Below are 16,472 nucleotides of genomic sequence, written 5' to 3' on the forward strand. Positions count from 1 at the left end.
TTAAGACATGGGACTCGAAGAAAAACTGCCGAGCGGCTTCCTGCTGACCACCGTCGAACAGGCCGCGGGCTGGGTGCGCAAGGCGTCCGTCTTCCCGGCCACCTTCGGCCTCGCCTGCTGTGCCATCGAGATGATGACCACCGGCGCCGGCCGTTACGACCTGGCGCGCTTCGGCATGGAGGTCTTCCGCGGCTCGCCGCGCCAGGCCGACCTGATGATCGTCGCCGGGCGCGTGAGCCAGAAGATGGCGCCGGTGCTCCGGCAGGTCTACGACCAGATGCCCAACCCCAAGTGGGTCATCTCCATGGGCGTGTGCGCGTCCTCGGGCGGCATGTTCAACAACTACGCGATCGTCCAGGGCGTCGACCACATCGTTCCGGTCGACATCTATCTGCCCGGCTGCCCGCCGCGCCCCGAGATGCTGATGGACGCGATTCTCAAGCTCCATCAGAAGATCCAGGGCACCAAGCTCGGCGTGAACGCCGCAGAGGCGGCCCGCGAGGCGGAGGAAGCGGCGCTCAAGGCCCTGCCCACGATCGAGATGAAGGGGCTGCTGCGGTGACCGACGCGAACAACGGCGCGAACGGCGTCAACCCCGAGAAGGACCTGGCCTCCTCCAACCTCCCCGGCCAGCGCGGCCAGGGCGGTGAGGAGATCCGCGTCCAGCGCGGCATGTTCGGCGCCGACAAGGGCGGCGACACCTCGGGCTACGGCGGCCTGGTCCGCTCGGTCCGCCTCCCGGGCCCGGCGGCCCGCCCCTACGGGGGCCCGCGCGGCGGATCCGGATACGGCGAGTTCGACGAGATCGCCGACGAACTCGAGGGCGCGCTGGAGGAGCAGGGACTGCTTCCCGACAACGCCATCGAGAAGACGGTCGTCGACCGCGACGAGCTCACCTTCCACGTCGAGCGCGAGCACCTGGTCCGCGTCGCCCGCACCCTGCGCGACGACCCGGCCCTGCGCTTCGAGCTGTGCACCGGCGTCAGCGGCGTGCACTACCCGCAGGACAAGGGCCGCGAACTGCACGCCGTCTACCACCTGCGCTCGATCACCCACAACCGGCTGGTCCGGCTGGAGGTCAGCGCCCCCGACGGCGACCCGCACATCCCGTCGCTGGTCTCCGTCTATCCGACGAACGACTGGCACGAGCGCGAGACCTACGACTTCTTCGGGATCGTCTTCGACGGTCACCCGGCCCTGACCCGGATCATGATGCCGGACGACTGGCAGGGCCACCCGCAGCGCAAGGACTACCCCCTCGGCGGCATCCCCGTCGAGTACAAGGGCGCCCAGATCCCGGCTCCGGACCAGCGGAGGTCGTACTCGTGAGCACTTCCCACGCCTCTCCTCGCGAGACCACGGAAGGGACCGTCTACACGGTCACCGGCGGCGACTGGGACGAGGTCGTCCAGACCGCGGCCCGCGCCGACGACGAGCGCATCGTCGTCAACATGGGCCCCCAGCACCCGTCCACCCACGGCGTGCTCCGCCTGATCCTGGAGATCGACGGCGAGACCGTCACCGAGGCCCGCTGCGGCATCGGCTACCTCCACACCGGTATCGAGAAGAACCTCGAGTTCCGCACGTGGACGCAGGGCACCACGTTCGTGACGCGCATGGACTACCTGACGTCCTTCTTCAACGAGACCGCCTACTGTCTCGCCGTCGAGAAGCTCCTCGGTATCGAGGACCAGATCACCGAGCGCGCCAAGATCATCCGAGTGCTCCTGATGGAGCTGAACCGGATGTCGTCGCACCTGGTGTGCATCGCCACCGGCGGCATGGAACTCGGCGCGACCACGATCATGATCTACGGATTCCGTGATCGTGAAATGATTCTCGACATCTACGAGCTGGTCACCGGCCTGCGCATGAACCACGCGTACATCCGGCCCGGCGGACTCGCCCAGGACCTGCCGCCCGGCGCGGTGGACCAGATCCGCGAGTTCGTGAAGAAGATGAAGAAGAACCTCCCGGAGTACGACAAGCTCGCCACCGGGAACCCCATCTTCAAGGCCCGTATGCAGGACGTCGGCTATCTCGACCTGGCCGGCTGCATGGCCCTAGGCGCCACCGGCCCGATCCTGCGCTCCACCGGTCTGCCGCACGACCTGCGCAAGGCGAAGCCGTACTGCGACTACGAGACCTACGACTTCGACGTCCCGACCGCCGACACCTGCGACTCCTACGGCCGCTTCCTCGTCCGCCTGGAGGAGATGCGCCAGTCGCTCCGGATCGTCGAGCAGTGCCTGGACCGGCTCCAGCCGGGCCCGGTCATGGTCGCCGACAAGAAGATCGCCTGGCCCGCCCAGCTGGCTCTCGGGCCCGACGGACTCGGCAACTCCCTCGACCACATCAAGAAGATCATGGGCACCTCCATGGAGGCCCTGATCCACCACTTCAAGCTGGTCACCGAAGGCTTCCGCGTCCCGCCGGGACAGGCGTACGCGGCGGTCGAGTCGCCCAAGGGCGAACTCGGGGTGCATGCCGTCTCCGACGGCGGCACCCGCCCGTTCCGGGTCCACTTCCGGGACCCCTCGTTCACCAATCTGCAAGCCATGGCGGCGATGTGCGAGGGCGGTCAGGTGGCCGACGTCATCGTCGCCGTCGCGTCCATCGACCCCGTGATGGGAGGCGTCGACCGGTGACCACCACTCCCTCCGAGGGCGTCGGGCTGGGCATGCCCCAGCTGCCCGCGCCCGACTACCCGGACGATGTACGGGCCCGGCTCGAGGGGGACGCGCGCGAGATCATCGCCCGCTACCCGGACTCCCGGTCCGCCCTGCTGCCGCTGCTGCACCTCGTGCAGGCGGAGGAGGGCCACGTCACCCGCACCGGCATGCGGTTCTGCGCCGACGTGCTCGGGCTGACCACGGCCGAGGTCACCGCGGTCGCCACCTTCTACAGCATGTACCGGCGCAGGCCCTCCGGCGACTACCAGGTCGGCGTCTGCACCAACACGCTGTGCGCGGTGATGGGCGGCGACGCCATCTTCGAGACGCTCCAGGAGCACCTCGGCGTCGGCAACGGCGAGACCACCGACGACGGCAAGGTCACCCTGGAGCACATCGAGTGCAACGCGGCCTGCGACTTCGCGCCGGTCGTGATGGTCAACTGGGAGTTCTTCGACAACCAGACCCCGGGCAGCGCCACCCGCCTCGTCGACGACCTGCGGGCCGGCCGGCCCGTCGCCCCCACCCGCGGGGCGCGCCTGTGCACCTTCAAGGACACCGCCCGCATCCTGGCCGGCTTCCCCGACGAGCGGCCAGGGGCCGTCGAGGAGAGCGGCAGCGCGGGAGCGGCCTCGCTGGTGGGCCTCCGCCTGGCCAAGGGAGAGGCCGCACCAGCGCGCGTGGTCCACCCGCGCGACGGCGGACCGCACGACCCGCAGGAACGCGCGGTGCACGAGCCGTCACCGAGCGAGCACCTGAGCTCGCACGACGCGCCGCAGGACACATCGGCCTCCGACCCGGCCCACCCGGCCGGGCCCGCCGCCGAGGAGGGGGAGTGATGACGTTGGCACCCGAGGTGAAGGACACCAGCCCGGAGAAGCTGCTCGCACCCGTGCTGTCGGCCTTCTGGGACGAGGACGCATCCTGGACGCTCGACGTCTACCGGAGGCACGAGGGGTACGAGGGGCTCCGCAAGGCGCTCGCCATGTCCCCCGACGAAGTGATCGCGTACGTCAAGGAATCCGGTCTGCGCGGCCGCGGCGGCGCGGGCTTCCCGACGGGGATGAAGTGGCAGTTCATTCCCCAGGGAGACGGAAAACCGCACTATCTAGTTGTCAACGCCGACGAATCGGAGCCCGGGACCTGCAAGGACATCCCGCTCCTGTTCGCCAATCCGCACAGCCTCATCGAGGGCATCGTCATCGCGTGCTACGCGATCAGGTCGTCACATGCCTTCATCTACCTGCGGGGCGAAGTCGTCCCCGTCCTGCGGCGGTTGCACGAGGCCGTACGCGAGGCGTACGACGCCGGCTTCCTCGGCGAGAACATCCTCGGCAGCGGACTCGACCTCCAGCTCACCGTGCACGCCGGCGCCGGCGCGTACATCTGCGGTGAGGAGACCGCGCTGCTCGACTCGCTCGAAGGCCGTCGTGGCCAGCCGCGGCTGCGTCCCCCCTTCCCTGCGGTCGCGGGCCTCTACGCGTGCCCCACTGTCGTGAACAACGTCGAGTCCATCGCCTCGGTTCCCGCGATCCTGCAACGGGGCAAGGAGTGGTTCCGGTCGATGGGCAGCGAGAAGTCCCCGGGCTTCACGCTCTACTCGCTCAGCGGCCATGTCGCGAGCCCCGGCCAGTACGAGGCCCCGCTCGGCATCACGCTGCGCCAGCTCCTCGACATGAGCGGCGGGATGCGGCCGGGCCACCGGCTGAAGTTCTGGACGCCCGGCGGCTCCTCGACCCCGATGTTCACCGAGGAACACCTCGACGTGCCCCTCGACTACGAGGGCGTCGGCGCCGCCGGATCCATGCTCGGCACCAAGGCCCTCCAGTGCTTCGACGAGACGACCTGCGTGGTCCGCGCCGTCACCCGCTGGACCGAGTTCTACGCCCACGAGTCCTGCGGCAAGTGCACGCCGTGCCGCGAAGGCACCTACTGGCTGGTCCAGTTGCTGCGCGACATCGAGGCCGGCAAGGGCACCCTGTCCGACCTCGACAAGCTGAACGACATCGCCGACAACATCAACGGCAAGTCGTTCTGCGCCCTCGGCGACGGCGCCGCCTCACCGATCTTCTCCTCGCTGAAGTACTTCCGTGAGGAGTACGAGCAGCACATCAACGGCCGGGGCTGCCCCTTCGACCCCGCCAAGTCCACGGTTTGGGCGGACAAGCCCGCGGAGGTGAACGCATGACCGTGACGACCAACGCTCCCGCCGGGGGCGGTGAGGCGGCGGTCCCGCCGGAGGATCTCGTCTCGCTGACGATCGACGGCGCCGAGATCAGCGTGCCCAAGGGCACCCTGGTCATCCGGGCCGCCGAGCAGCTCGGCATCGAGATCCCGCGGTTCTGCGACCACCCCCTCCTCGACCCGGCGGGCGCCTGCCGCCAGTGCATCGTCGAGGTCGAGGGACAGCGCAAGCCGATGGCGTCCTGCACCATCACGTGCACGGACGGCATGGTGGTCAAGACCCATCTCACCTCGGCCGCCGCGGAGAAGGCCCAGCACGGTGTGATGGAGCTGCTCCTGATCAACCACCCGCTGGACTGCCCGGTCTGCGACAAGGGCGGCGAGTGCCCGCTGCAGAACCAGGCCATGTCGCACGGCAACGCCGAGTCCCGCTTCGAGGGCCGCAAGCGGACCTACGAGAAGCCCGTGCCGATCTCCACGCAGGTGCTGCTCGACCGCGAGCGGTGCGTGCTGTGCGCCCGCTGCACCCGCTTCTCCAACCAGGTCGCCGGCGACCCGATGATCGAGCTGATCGAGCGGGGCGCGCTCCAGCAGGTCGGCACCGGCGAGGGCGACCCCTTCGAGTCGTACTTCTCCGGCAACACCATCCAGATCTGCCCGGTGGGCGCGCTCACGTCGGCGGCGTACCGCTTCCGCTCCCGCCCCTTCGACCTCGTCTCCTCGCCGTCGGTGTGCGAGCACTGCTCCGGCGGCTGCGCCACCCGCACCGACCACCGGCGCGGCAAGGTCATGCGCAAGCTCGCGGCCAACGACCCCGAGGTCAACGAGGAGTGGATCTGCGACAAGGGGCGGTTCGCGTTCCGCTACGCCCAGCAGCGCGACCGCCTCCAGACCCCGCTGGTCCGCAACCCCGAGGGCGAGCTGGTGCCGGCCTCCTGGCCGGAGGCGCTGGAGATCGCCGCGCAGGGGCTGCTGGCCTCGCGGGGCCGCACCGGTGTGCTGACCGGCGGCCGGCTCACCGTCGAGGACGCCTACGCCTACAGCAAGTTCGCGCGCGTGGCCCTCGACACCAACGACATCGACTTCCGCGCGCGCGTGCACAGCAGCGAGGAGGCCGACTTCCTGGCCGCCCGGATCGCCGGCCGCGGCCGGGACCTCGACGGCAGCGGCGTCACCTACGGCGCGCTGGAGAACGCGCCCGCGGTGCTGCTCGTCGGCTTCGAGTCCGAGGAGGAGGCTCCCGGCGTCTTCCTGCGGCTGCGCAAGGCCTGGCGGAAGCACGGGCAGCGGGTGTTCTCGCTCGCCACGCACGCCACCCGTGGCCTGGAGAAGGCGGGTGGCACCCTGCTCCCCGCCGCCCCGGGCACCGAGACCGAGTGGCTGGACGCGCTGTCCGGCGGCGTCGGCCTGGAGGAAGCGGGCTCCCAGGCCGCCGAGGCGCTGCGCGCCGAGGGCGCGGTGATCGTCGTCGGCGAGCGGATCGCCGCGGTCGCGGGCGGCCTGACCGCCGCCGTACGGGCCTCCGCCGCGACCGGTGCCGCTCTGGTGTGGATCCCGCGCCGGGCCGGTGAGCGCGGCGCGATCGAGACCGGTGCGCTGCCCTCGCTGCTGCCGGGCGGCCGGCCCGCGACCGACCCGCGCGCGCGGGAGGAGGTGGCGGCCGCCTGGGGCGTCGCCGAACTCCCGCACCGCTACGGCCGCGACACCGGCCAGATCGTCGAGGCCGCCCTCTCCGGCGAGCTCCAGGCGCTGCTGGTGGCGGGCGTCGACGTCGCCGACCTGCCCGACCCGGCACGCGCGCGTGAAGCCATCGCCGAGGCCGGCTTCGTGGTCTCGCTCGAACTGCGGCCCAGCGAGGTCACCGAGCGCGCCGACGTCGTCCTGCCGGTGGCCGCCGTACCGGAGAAGGCCGGCACGTTCCTCAACTGGGAGGGCAGGGTGCGCTTCTTCGAGGCCGCCCTCAAGCCCGACCAGATGACGCGCCGCCTCGCCCCGTCCGACGCGCGCGTGCTCCAGATGCTGGCCGACGCGATGGACGTCCACCTCGGCCTGCCGGATCTGCGCACCGCGCGCGCGGAGTTCGACCGGCTCGGCCCCTGGGACGGCCCCCGGGCGTCCGACCCGATGGAGGGCTCCGGCGTGCTGCCGCGACCCGCCGCCGGGGAGGCCGTGCTCGCCGGGCACCGGCTGCTGCTCGACCTCGGCTCGCTCCAGGAGGGCGACGAGGCGCTCGCCGGCACCCGGCACGCCGCGCGCGTGCGCGTGTCGGCCGCGACCGCCGCCGAGGCGGGCGTCAAGGACGGCGACGTCCTCGCCGTCTCGGGCCCGGTCGGGTCCGTCGAACTCCCGCTGGCGATCACCGAGATGCCCGACCGGGTGGTGTGGCTGCCGCTGAACTCGGCCGGCCGCGGCGTCGCCTCCGACACCGGCGCGCTGCCCGGTTCCCTCGTCCGCATCGGCCCGGCGACGGCCGCCGCCGAGGAAGCCCTCAAGGAGGTGGAGGCATGAGGCCGTACCTCGCCGTTGAAGACCTCTCGATGTTCGGCCGCGACCCGTGGTGGCTCGTCGTCGTCAAGGCGGTGTTCTGCTTCGCCTTCCTGATGGTGACCGTGCTGTTCTCCATCGTGTGGGAGCGCAAGGTCGTCGCCTGGATGCAGCTGCGCATCGGCCCCAACCGGCACGGCCCCTGGGGCATGCTCCAGTCACTCGCCGACGGCGTGAAGCTGATGCTCAAGGAAGACCTCATCGTCAAGCGCGCGGACAAGGTGGTCTACGTCCTCGCGCCGATCGTCGCCGCCATCCCGGCGTTCATGGCGATCGCGGTGATCCCCTTCGGCCCCGCCGACAACGAGGTCTCCATCTTCGGCACGCGCACCACGATGCAGCTGACCGACCTGCCGATCGCGATGCTCTACATCCTCGCGGTCGCCTCGGTCGGCATCTACGGCATCGTGCTCGCGGGATGGAGCTCCGGCTCGACCTACCCGCTCCTCGGCGGCCTGCGCTCCTGCGCACAGATGATCTCCTACGAGATCGCCATGGGCGCCGCGTTCGCCTCCGTGTTCCTCTACTCCGGCTCGATGTCGACGTCGACGATCGTCGAGCAGCAGCACGACCGCTGGTACATCCTGCTGCTGCCGGTGTCGTTCATCATCTACATCGTCACGATGGTCGGCGAGACCAACCGCGCCCCCTTCGACATGCCGGAGTCCGAGGGCGACCTGGTCGGCGGCTTCAACACCGAGTACTCGTCGATCAAGTTCGCGATGTTCATGCTCGCCGAGTACGTCAACATGGTGACGGTCTCGGCCGTGTCGACCACGCTCTTCCTCGGCGGCTGGCGCGCCCCCTGGCCGATCAGCTCCTTCTGGGAGGGCGCCAACCACGGCTGGTGGCCGATGCTGTGGTTCGTCATCAAGGTGCAGCTGCTGCTGTTCTTCTTCATCTGGCTGCGCGGCACGCTCCCGCGGGTCCGCTACGACCAGCTGATGAAGCTCGGCTGGAAGGTCCTCATCCCGGTCTCGGTGGTCTGGCTGATGCTCGTCGCCACCGTGCGGGCCCTCAGGAACGAGAACTACGACTTCGCCGACATCGCCCTCTACATCGGCGGCGGCGTCCTCGCGCTGCTGCTGCTGTCCTTCGTCGCCGACATCTTCCGCGAGAAGGCGAGGACGGAAGCGGAGCCCGCGCCGCAGCCGGGCTTCGACCCGATGGCCGGCGGATTCCCCGTGCCGCCGCTGCCCGGACAGGAGTCCGCGCCGGTGCCGCGACGCCGTCCGCGCCGCGACCGCGAACTGATTGTCAGTGGTGGACCGGACACTGTCAGTGACGGATCTTCGGATGGAAAGGAGGCGTCCGATGGCTGAGGAGCCCAAGGAGACCGAGCAGCTGAAGCCCGGCTTCATGAACCCCGTCGCCGGGTTCGGCGTGACCTTCAAGGCCATGTTCAAGAAGCGGCTGACCGAGCAGTACCCGGAGCAGAAGAAGACCACGGCCCCGCGGTTCCACGGACGGCACCAGCTCAACCGCCATCCGGACGGCCTGGAGAAGTGCGTCGGCTGCGAACTGTGCGCCTGGGCCTGCCCCGCCGACGCCATCTACGTGGAGGGCGCCGACAACACCCCCGAGGAGCGCTACTCCCCGGGCGAGCGGTACGGCCGCGTCTACCAGATCAACTACGCCCGCTGCATCCTGTGCGGCCTGTGCATCGAGGCGTGTCCCACGCGCGCGCTGACGATGACCAACGAGTTCGAGCTCGCCGACAGCAGCCGCGCCAACCTGATCTACACCAAGGAGCAGCTGCTCGCGGGGCTCGACGAGCAGATGGTCGACACCCCGCACGCGATCTTCCCCGGGATGGACGAACAGGACTACTACCGGGGCCTGGTGACGGAGGCCGCGCCCGGCACGGTGCGCCAGGTCGCCGTCTCCAAGGGCGAGCGGCCCGAGGAAGAGGGGGCGGACGCATGAGCGCGCAGCTCGCCGCCTACTCCACCTCCACCGGTGAGGCGTTCCAGTTCTGGGTCCTCGGCACCGTCGCGGTCCTCGGCGCCCTGAGCACGGTCTTCATGAAGCGGGCCGTGCACAGCGCGCTGAGCCTGGCCGGCACCATGATCGTCCTGGCGGTGTTCTACCTCGCCAACGGCGCCTACTTCCTGGGCATCGTGCAGATCGTCGTCTACACCGGCGCGATCATGATGCTGTTCCTCTTCGTGGTGATGCTCGTCGGCGTGACCGCGGCGGACTCCCTGAAGGAGACCATCAAGGGACAGCGCTGGCTGGCCCTGCTGTGCGGGGTCGGCTTCGGCGTCCTGCTCCTCGCGGGCATCGCCAACGCCTCCCTGAAGGACTTCGAGGGCATCGGCCAGGCGAACGCCAACGGCAATGTGGAGGGCCTCGCCGCCCTCATCTTCACCAAGTACGTCTTCGCCTTCGAGATCACCGGCGCGCTGCTCATCACGGCGGCCGTCGGCGCGATGGTGCTCACCCACCGCGAGCGCACCGAGCGGGCGAAGACCCAGCGTGAGCTGTCCGAGGAGCGGGTCCGCGCGGGCAAGCACGTACCCCCGCTGCCGGCGCCGGGCGTGTACGCGCGGCACAACGCGGTCGACGTCGCGGGCCTGCTGCCCGACGGCACCCCCTCCGAGCTCACCGTCAGCAAGACGCTGCGCGACCGGGGTCAGGTCCGTGACGTGTCGGCGGAGGCGCTGAGCGACCTGCGGGCCCTGGAGCAGCGGGCCGAGGAGCGCCTGGAGCGGACCGAGATCGACAGCGCCCCCTTCAAGCGGACCGAGGAGGCGTCGAAGTGAACCCGGTCAACTACCTGTATCTCGCCGCCCTGCTGTTCACGATCGGCGCCACCGGCGTGCTGATCCGGCGGAACGCGATCGTCGTGTTCATGTGCATCGAGCTGATGCTCAACGCCTGCAACCTCGCGTTCGTGACCTTCTCCCGGATGCACGGCAATCTCGACGGGCAGGTCATCGCCTTCTTCACGATGGTCGTCGCCGCCGCGGAGGTCGTCGTCGGGCTCGCGATCATCGTGTCGCTGTTCCGTTCCCGCCACTCGGCCTCGGTCGACGACGCCAGCCTGATGAAGCTCTGAGGGGTCGCTGAATCGTGGAGAACCTGATTGCGCTGCTGATCGCGGCGCCCCTGCTCGGAGCGGCCGTCCTGCTGGTCGGCGGCCGGCGGCTCGACGCCGTCGGCCACTGGATCGGCACCCTGCTCGCGGCCGCCTCCTTCGTGATCGCCGTGGTCCTCTTCGCCGGTCTGCTCGGCCGCAGCGGCGACGACCGCACGCTGATCCAGCACCTGTTCACCTGGGTGCCGGTGGAGAGCTTCCAGGCGGACGTCACGTTCCGCCTGGACCAGCTGTCGATGACGTTCGTGCTGCTGATCACCGGCGTCGGCTCGCTGATCCACCTGTACTCGGTCGGGTACATGGAGCACGACGAGCGCCGCCGGCGCTTCTTCGGCTATCTGAACCTGTTCCTCGCGGCGATGCTGCTGCTCGTCCTCGCCGACAACTACCTGCTGCTGTACGTCGGCTGGGAGGGCGTCGGCCTGGCGTCGTACCTGCTGATCGGCTTCTGGCAGCACAAGCCGAGCGCGGCGACCGCGGCCAAGAAGGCGTTCCTGGTCAACCGCGTCGGCGACATGGGCCTGTCCATCGCGATCATGCTGATGTTCACGACGTTCGGCACGTTCGCCTTCGGCCCGGTGTTCGGGCACGTCACGGACGCCTCCCAGGGCAAGCTGACCGCCATCGCCCTGATGCTGCTGCTGGCGGCCTGCGGCAAGTCCGCCCAGGTGCCGCTCCAGTCCTGGCTCGGGGACGCGATGGAGGGCCCGACCCCGGTCTCGGCCCTCATCCACGCCGCGACGATGGTGACCGCGGGCGTCTACCTGGTGGTCCGCTCCGGCGCGATCTTCAACGCGGCGCCCGACGCGCAGCTGGTCGTCACCGTGGTCGGCGCGGTCACGCTGCTCTTCGGTGCGATCGTCGGTTGCGCGAAGGACGACATCAAGAAGGCGCTGGCCGGCTCGACGATGTCGCAGATCGGCTACATGGTGCTGGCCGCGGGCCTCGGCCCGATCGGCTACGTCTACGCGATCATGCACCTGGTGACGCACGGCTTCTTCAAGGCCGGTCTCTTCCTCGGCGCCGGTTCGGTCATGCACGGCATGAACGACGAGGTCGACATGCGGAAGTTCGGCGGCCTGCGCAAGTACATGCCCATCACCTACTGGACGTTCGGCCTCGGCTACCTCGCCATCATCGGCTTCCCGGGCCTGTCCGGCTTCTTCTCCAAGGACAAGATCATCGAGTCGGCGTTCGCCAAGGGCGGCACCGAGGGCTGGATCCTCGGCGCGGTCACCCTGATCGGCGCGGCCGTCACGGCGTACTACATGACGCGCGTGATGCTGATGACGTTCTTCGGCGAGGAGCGCTGGAAGCACCGCGCCACCGCGGGCGAGTCCGTCGACGGGCACGCGGCGCCGGCCGAGCACGCGGCGCACGCCGAGCCGCACCCGCACGAGTCGCCGAAGACCATGACGATCCCGATGATCGTGCTGGCCTTCGGATCGGTCTTCGCGGGCGCCCTGTTCACCTGGGGCAGCAGCTTCCTGCACTGGCTGGAGCCCGTCACCGGCCACCAGGAGGGCGACTCCCCGCTCTCCACCTGGACGATCACCTCGGCGACCTTCGTGCTGATGCTGATCGGTGTCGGCGCCGCCTACGCGCAGTACGGACGCCGTCCGGTGCCGGCCGTCGCCCCGCGCGGCTCGCTCGTCACCCGCGCCGCCCGGCGCGACCTGCTCCAGGACGACTTCAACCACGTGGTCCTGGTCCGCGGCGGCGAGCACCTCACGCGCTCCCTGGTCTACGTCGACCACACCCTGGTCGACGGTGTCGTCAACGGCACGGCGGCCTCGGTCGGCGGCCTGTCCGGGCGGCTGCGCCGGCTCCAGAACGGATACGCGCGCTCCTACGCGGTCTCGATGTTCGGCGGTGCGGCGCTCCTCGTCGCCGCGACCCTGCTGATGAGGGCGGTCTGATACCGATGTCCTTTCCTCTGCTGACAGCGACGGCGGTGCTCCCGGCGGTGGGAGCGGTCGCCACGGCCGCCGTCCCCGCCGCGCGGCGCACCGCCGCCAAGTGGCTGGCGCTGCTGGTCTCGCTCGCCACGCTGGCCCTGGCGATCGTCGTCCTGGTCCGTTTCGACCCGGGCGGCGCGCGCTACCAGCTCACCGAATCCCACGCCTGGATCAGTGACTTCGGGGTCCGCTACGAGCTGGGCGTGGACGGCATCGGCGTCGCGCTCGTCGCGCTGACCGCCCTGCTGATCCCGTTCATCGTCCTCGCGGGCTGGCACGACGCCGACCCGCTGGAGACCGGGAGCCGCCGCTGGCGGCCGACCCAGGGCTTCTTCGCGCTGATCCTGGCCGTCGAGGCGATGGTGATCATCTCCTTCGAGGCCACCGACGTCTTCCTCTTCTACATCTTCTTCGAAGCCATGCTCATCCCGATGTACTTCCTCATCGGCGGCTTCGGGGACCGGGCCCACCAGCAGGGCGAGGAGGCGGCGTCGACCCAGCGGTCGTACGCGGCGGTGAAGTTCCTGCTCTACAACCTGGTCGGCGGTCTGATCATGCTGGCCGCGGTGATCGGCCTCTACGTCGTCGCCGGGAGCTTCTCCCTCCAGGACATCGTGGCCGCCCGTGCCAACGGCTCGCTGCACATGGCCACCAGCACCGAACGCTGGCTGTTCCTCGGCTTCTTCTTCGCCTTCGCGGTGAAGGCGCCGCTGTGGCCGCTGCACACCTGGCTGCCCAACGCGATGGGGGAGTCCACCGCCCCGGTCGCCGTGCTCATCACGGCCGTCGTCGACAAGGTCGGCACGTTCGCGATGCTGCGCTACTGCCTCCAGCTGTTCCCGGAGGCCAGCAAGTGGGCGACCCCGGTGATCCTGGTGCTGGCCCTCGTCAGCATCGTCTACGGGGCGTTGCTCGCGGTCGGCCAGCGCGACATCAAGCGCCTGGTGGCGTACGCGTCGATCTCGCACTTCGGCTTCATCATCATGGGCATCTTCGCGATGACCAGCCAGGGTCAGTCCGGGGCGACGCTCTACATGGTCAACCACGGCATCTCCACGGCCGCGCTGATGCTGGTGGCCGGCTTCCTGATCTCCCGGCGCGGCTCGCGGCTCATCTCCGACTACGGTGGTGTGCAGAAGGTCGCCCCGGTGCTCGCCGGCACCTTCCTGATCGGCGGCCTCGCGACGCTGTCGCTGCCGGGCCTCGCGCCCTTCGTGAGCGAATTCCTGGTCCTGGTCGGCACGTTCACCAGCCACCCGGTGATCGGCATCATCGCCACCTTCGGCATCGTCCTCGCCGCGCTCTACACGCTGGTGCTCTACCAGCGCACGATGACCGGCCCGGTGAAGCCCGAGGTCTCCGCGATGCCCGACCTGAGGGTGCGTGAGGTGGCGGTCGTGGCCCCGCTGATCGTCCTGCTGATCTTCCTCGGCGTCTATCCGAAGCCGATCGCGGACATCGTCAACCCGGCGGTCAAGCAGACCCTCTCCGACGTACACAAGTCCGACCCGAAGCCCGACGTGGAGGCGGTCAAGTGAGCGCAGCAGCCGTCCACAGCCTGTGGACAACCGCGGCAACCGCGGCGCCGATCGCCAAGATCGACGCGCCGAAGATCGAGTACGGCCAGCTCTCCCCGAGCCTGATCGTCGTGGGAGCGGCGCTCGTCGGGGTACTGATCGAGGCGTTCGTCCCGCGCAGGTCGCGGTACTACGCCCAGATGCTGCTGTCCGCCGTCGCGCTCGCCGCCGCCTTCGCCGCGGTCGTCGCGCTCGCGGCGGACGGCTACGGCACCACCAAGGCGCACATCGCGGCGATGGGCGCCATCGCGGTCGACGGCCCGTCGCTGTTCCTCCAGGGAACCATTCTCCTGGTCGGCCTGATCGCCCTGTTCACCTTCGGCGAGCGCCGCCTCGACCCCGAGGCCCACGGCAACCGGGTCGACTCCTTCGCCGCCCAGGCCGCCGCCGTGCCCGGCAGCGAGAGCGAACAGGCCGCCGTCAAGGCCGGGTTCACCACCACCGAGGTCTTCCCGCTGCTGCTGTTCGCCGTCGCGGGCATGCTGATCTTCCCCTCGGCCAACGACCTGCTGACGCTGTTCGTGGCCCTGGAGGTCTTCTCCCTGCCGCTGTACCTGCTGTGCGCCCTGGCCCGCCGCAAGCGGCTCATGTCGCAGGAGGCCGCGGTCAAGTACTTCCTGCTGGGAGCCTTCGCCTCCGCGTTCACCCTGTTCGGCATCGCGCTGCTGTACGGCTACGCGGGCTCGGTGTCGTACGCGACGATCTCGCAGGTCGTCGACGGCACGGTCACCAGCGTCGACCCGGCCCTCGCCGACACGATGGGCAACGACGCGCTGCTGCTCATCGGCACCGCGATGCTCGTCATGGGCCTGCTGTTCAAGGTCGGCGCCGTCCCGTTCCACATGTGGACGCCGGACGTCTACCAGGGCGCCCCGACGCCCGTGACCGGCTTCATGGCGGCCGCCACGAAGGTCGCGGCGTTCGGCGCCCTGCTGCGCCTGCTGTACGTCGTCCTGCCGGGCCTGCGCTGGGACTGGCGGCCGGTGATGTGGGGCGTGGCGATCATCACCATGCTGGGCGGCGCGATCGTCGCGATCACCCAGACCGACATCAAGCGCCTGCTGGCGTACTCGTCGATCGCGCACGCGGGCTTCATCCTCGCGGGTGTCATCGCCACGTCGAAGGACGGCGTCTCGTCGGTCCTGTTCTACCTGGCCGCGTACTCCTTCGTGACGCTCGGCGCCTTCGCCGTCGTCACGCTGGTGCGCGACGCGGGCGGCGAGGCGACGCACCTGTCGAAGTGGGCGGGGCTCGGACGCCGCTCGCCGCTGGTGGCGGCGGTGTTCGCGGTGTTCCTGCTGGCCTTCGCCGGCATCCCGCTGACCTCCGGTTTCGCGGGGAAGTTCGCCGTGTTCAAGGCGGCGGCCGAGGGCGGCGCGGTCCCGCTGGTGGTGATCGGTGTGATCTCCTCGGCGATCGCCGCGTTCTTCTACATCCGCGTGATCGTGCTCATGTTCTTCAGCGAGCCCCGGCCCGAGGGCCCGACGGTCGCCGTGCCGTCCCCGCTGACGACGACGGCGATCGCCATGGGCGTCGTGGTCACGCTGGTCCTCGGTGTGGCACCGCAGTACTTCCTGAACCTGGCGAGCCAGGCGGGAGTCTTCGTGCGCTGACGCGATCCGCGTCGGCAGGACGGCGGCCCGGCACCCTCGGAGGGTGCCGGGCCGCCGCGCGTCGGGGGTCAGTCGCGGCCGCGGCGTGACTTGATGCCCGTCAGGTCGAGATCCACGGGGAAGGGCGCGCCCACCTTCATCCGCTCACGGAAGATGCCCACACTCACGTAGGCGCCGGTGGCCGGTTCCAGTTCGAAGGCGTGGACCACGGCCCGTCCCTTCTCGTTCTCCACCCGCCAGTAGTGCGCGATGCCCGCGCGCGCGTACTTGACGTGCTTGGTCTCACGGTCGCGCGAGACGGACTCCACCGAGACGACCTCGATGGCCAGGGTGACCGCGGTGGCCGGGTAACGCGTCTGCTCCGGATCGTCCACCACGTCCGCCCGTACGACGATCACGTCCGGCTCGGGCCGGTTCTGCCGGTCGATGTCGATGGTGAATTCCCGGACGACCTCGAATTCCTCGGGCGCCAGCGACTGGAGCTGCCATTCGAAGAAGCTCACAGCACGTGAGTGGAAAAGAGTCTGCGGACTCACGAAGACAAGACTCCCGTCGATCAGTTCCGTGTGAGGGGGAAGATCCGGAAGCCGGTCGAGGTCGTCGGCGGTCCAGCCGCCCTCGGGCGGGATCGGCCAGCTGGACGCGGACGCCTTCGGTGCGACGCTCATCAGTGCTCCCATGGGACGGAGTCTCGCCGGTGCTTTCAGCGTATCGGCGGGAAACGGGCGGGTCTCCATCGCACGTGTGAACGGGTGTCGTGTGTTGACCCAGGTATCCGGAGCGGACCTGTGGATAACTCCGAGGCTGTCGGTGCGGGCCCCTAT

Annotated in this window: 14 protein-coding genes; 13 read left to right on the top strand and 1 reads right to left on the bottom strand. The window is 69.7% G+C overall.

Going from position 1 to position 16,472, the window contains the following annotated elements:
- Positions 1-7: 7 nt before the first annotated feature.
- From WN71_RS16665 to nuoN, 13 genes are read left to right on the top strand one after another with little or no spacing between them, the layout of a single operon-like run.
- On the top strand, positions 8-562 hold the full coding sequence (locus tag WN71_RS16665) for a NuoB/complex I 20 kDa subunit family protein (RefSeq protein WP_046585953.1): 555 nt from the start codon (positions 8-10) through the stop codon (positions 560-562).
- Positions 559-1,329 (top strand): NADH-quinone oxidoreductase subunit C, encoded by a 771-nt coding sequence (locus tag WN71_RS16670; RefSeq protein ID WP_046585951.1) that lies wholly within the window; start codon positions 559-561, stop codon positions 1,327-1,329. The genes WN71_RS16665 and WN71_RS16670 overlap by 4 nt, the downstream gene beginning before the upstream one ends.
- Entirely contained in the window at positions 1,326-2,648 is a 1,323-nt protein-coding gene (locus WN71_RS16675; RefSeq protein ID WP_046585950.1) for an NADH-quinone oxidoreductase subunit D, read from the top strand. The genes WN71_RS16670 and WN71_RS16675 overlap by 4 nt, the downstream gene beginning before the upstream one ends.
- Positions 2,645-3,511: an NADH-quinone oxidoreductase subunit NuoE gene (gene nuoE, locus WN71_RS16680; protein ID WP_046585947.1), complete on the top strand. Its 867-nt coding sequence runs from the start codon at positions 2,645-2,647 to the stop codon at positions 3,509-3,511. The genes WN71_RS16675 and nuoE overlap by 4 nt, the downstream gene beginning before the upstream one ends.
- Positions 3,511-4,860, top strand: coding sequence for an NADH-quinone oxidoreductase subunit NuoF (gene nuoF, locus WN71_RS16685; protein ID WP_046585945.1), 1,350 nt, complete (start codon positions 3,511-3,513; stop codon positions 4,858-4,860). The genes nuoE and nuoF overlap by 1 nt, the downstream gene beginning before the upstream one ends.
- A complete protein-coding gene (locus WN71_RS16690; RefSeq protein ID WP_046585943.1) occupies positions 4,857-7,364 on the top strand; it encodes an NADH-quinone oxidoreductase subunit G in 2,508 nt (835 codons plus the stop codon). The genes nuoF and WN71_RS16690 overlap by 4 nt, the downstream gene beginning before the upstream one ends.
- Positions 7,361-8,722, top strand: coding sequence for an NADH-quinone oxidoreductase subunit NuoH (nuoH, locus tag WN71_RS16695; protein ID WP_046585941.1), 1,362 nt, complete (start codon positions 7,361-7,363; stop codon positions 8,720-8,722). The genes WN71_RS16690 and nuoH overlap by 4 nt, the downstream gene beginning before the upstream one ends.
- Positions 8,715-9,326, top strand: coding sequence for an NADH-quinone oxidoreductase subunit NuoI (nuoI, locus tag WN71_RS16700; RefSeq protein ID WP_046585939.1), 612 nt, complete (start codon positions 8,715-8,717; stop codon positions 9,324-9,326). The genes nuoH and nuoI overlap by 8 nt, the downstream gene beginning before the upstream one ends.
- A complete protein-coding gene (locus tag WN71_RS16705) occupies positions 9,323-10,165 on the top strand; it encodes an NADH-quinone oxidoreductase subunit J (RefSeq protein WP_046585938.1) in 843 nt (280 codons plus the stop codon). Before nuoI ends, WN71_RS16705 begins: the two co-directional genes overlap by 4 nt.
- The gene (gene nuoK, locus WN71_RS16710) at positions 10,162-10,461 is read left to right on the top strand and encodes an NADH-quinone oxidoreductase subunit NuoK (protein ID WP_046585936.1); all 300 of its coding nucleotides are present in this window, start codon (positions 10,162-10,164) and stop codon (positions 10,459-10,461) included. Before WN71_RS16705 ends, nuoK begins: the two co-directional genes overlap by 4 nt.
- Positions 10,462-10,475: 14 nt before the next feature.
- A complete protein-coding gene (gene nuoL, locus WN71_RS16715) occupies positions 10,476-12,419 on the top strand; it encodes an NADH-quinone oxidoreductase subunit L (protein ID WP_046585935.1) in 1,944 nt (647 codons plus the stop codon).
- Positions 12,420-12,424: 5 nt separating this feature from the next.
- The gene (locus tag WN71_RS16720) at positions 12,425-13,996 is read left to right on the top strand and encodes an NADH-quinone oxidoreductase subunit M (RefSeq protein WP_046585934.1); all 1,572 of its coding nucleotides are present in this window, start codon (positions 12,425-12,427) and stop codon (positions 13,994-13,996) included.
- Positions 13,993-15,648, top strand: coding sequence for an NADH-quinone oxidoreductase subunit NuoN (gene nuoN, locus WN71_RS16725; RefSeq protein WP_046585933.1), 1,656 nt, complete (start codon positions 13,993-13,995; stop codon positions 15,646-15,648). Before WN71_RS16720 ends, nuoN begins: the two co-directional genes overlap by 4 nt.
- Positions 15,649-15,716: 68 nt before the next feature.
- Here the strand turns inward: nuoN and WN71_RS16730 are convergent, their stop codons facing one another.
- Complete coding sequence (locus WN71_RS16730; RefSeq protein ID WP_046585930.1) at positions 15,717-16,316, bottom strand: Uma2 family endonuclease; 600 nt, start codon at positions 16,314-16,316, stop codon at positions 15,717-15,719.
- Between the last annotated feature and the right edge of the window lie 156 nt (positions 16,317-16,472).

The sequence above is a fragment of the Streptomyces mangrovisoli genome, assembly GCF_000974985.2.
Taxonomy (GTDB): Bacteria; Actinomycetota; Actinomycetes; order Streptomycetales; family Streptomycetaceae; genus Streptomyces; species Streptomyces mangrovisoli.

What these genes read in the sequence shown, in the direction of transcription:
- WN71_RS16665 (WP_046585953.1), top strand. Translation starts at nt 8, where the DNA reads ATGGGACTCGAAGAAAAACTGCCGAGCGGCTTCCTGCTGACCACCGTC.
- nuoF (WP_046585945.1), top strand. Translation starts at nt 3,511, where the DNA reads ATGACGTTGGCACCCGAGGTGAAGGACACCAGCCCGGAGAAGCTGCTC.
- WN71_RS16690 (WP_046585943.1), top strand. Translation starts at nt 4,857, where the DNA reads ATGACCGTGACGACCAACGCTCCCGCCGGGGGCGGTGAGGCGGCGGTC.
- nuoH (WP_046585941.1), top strand. Translation starts at nt 7,361, where the DNA reads ATGAGGCCGTACCTCGCCGTTGAAGACCTCTCGATGTTCGGCCGCGAC.
- nuoI (WP_046585939.1), top strand. Translation starts at nt 8,715, where the DNA reads ATGGCTGAGGAGCCCAAGGAGACCGAGCAGCTGAAGCCCGGCTTCATG.
- WN71_RS16705 (WP_046585938.1), top strand. Translation starts at nt 9,323, where the DNA reads ATGAGCGCGCAGCTCGCCGCCTACTCCACCTCCACCGGTGAGGCGTTC.
- WN71_RS16720 (WP_046585934.1), top strand. Translation starts at nt 12,425, where the DNA reads ATGTCCTTTCCTCTGCTGACAGCGACGGCGGTGCTCCCGGCGGTGGGA.
- WN71_RS16730 (WP_046585930.1), bottom strand. Translation starts at nt 16,316, where the DNA reads ATGAGCGTCGCACCGAAGGCGTCCGCGTCCAGCTGGCCGATCCCGCCC.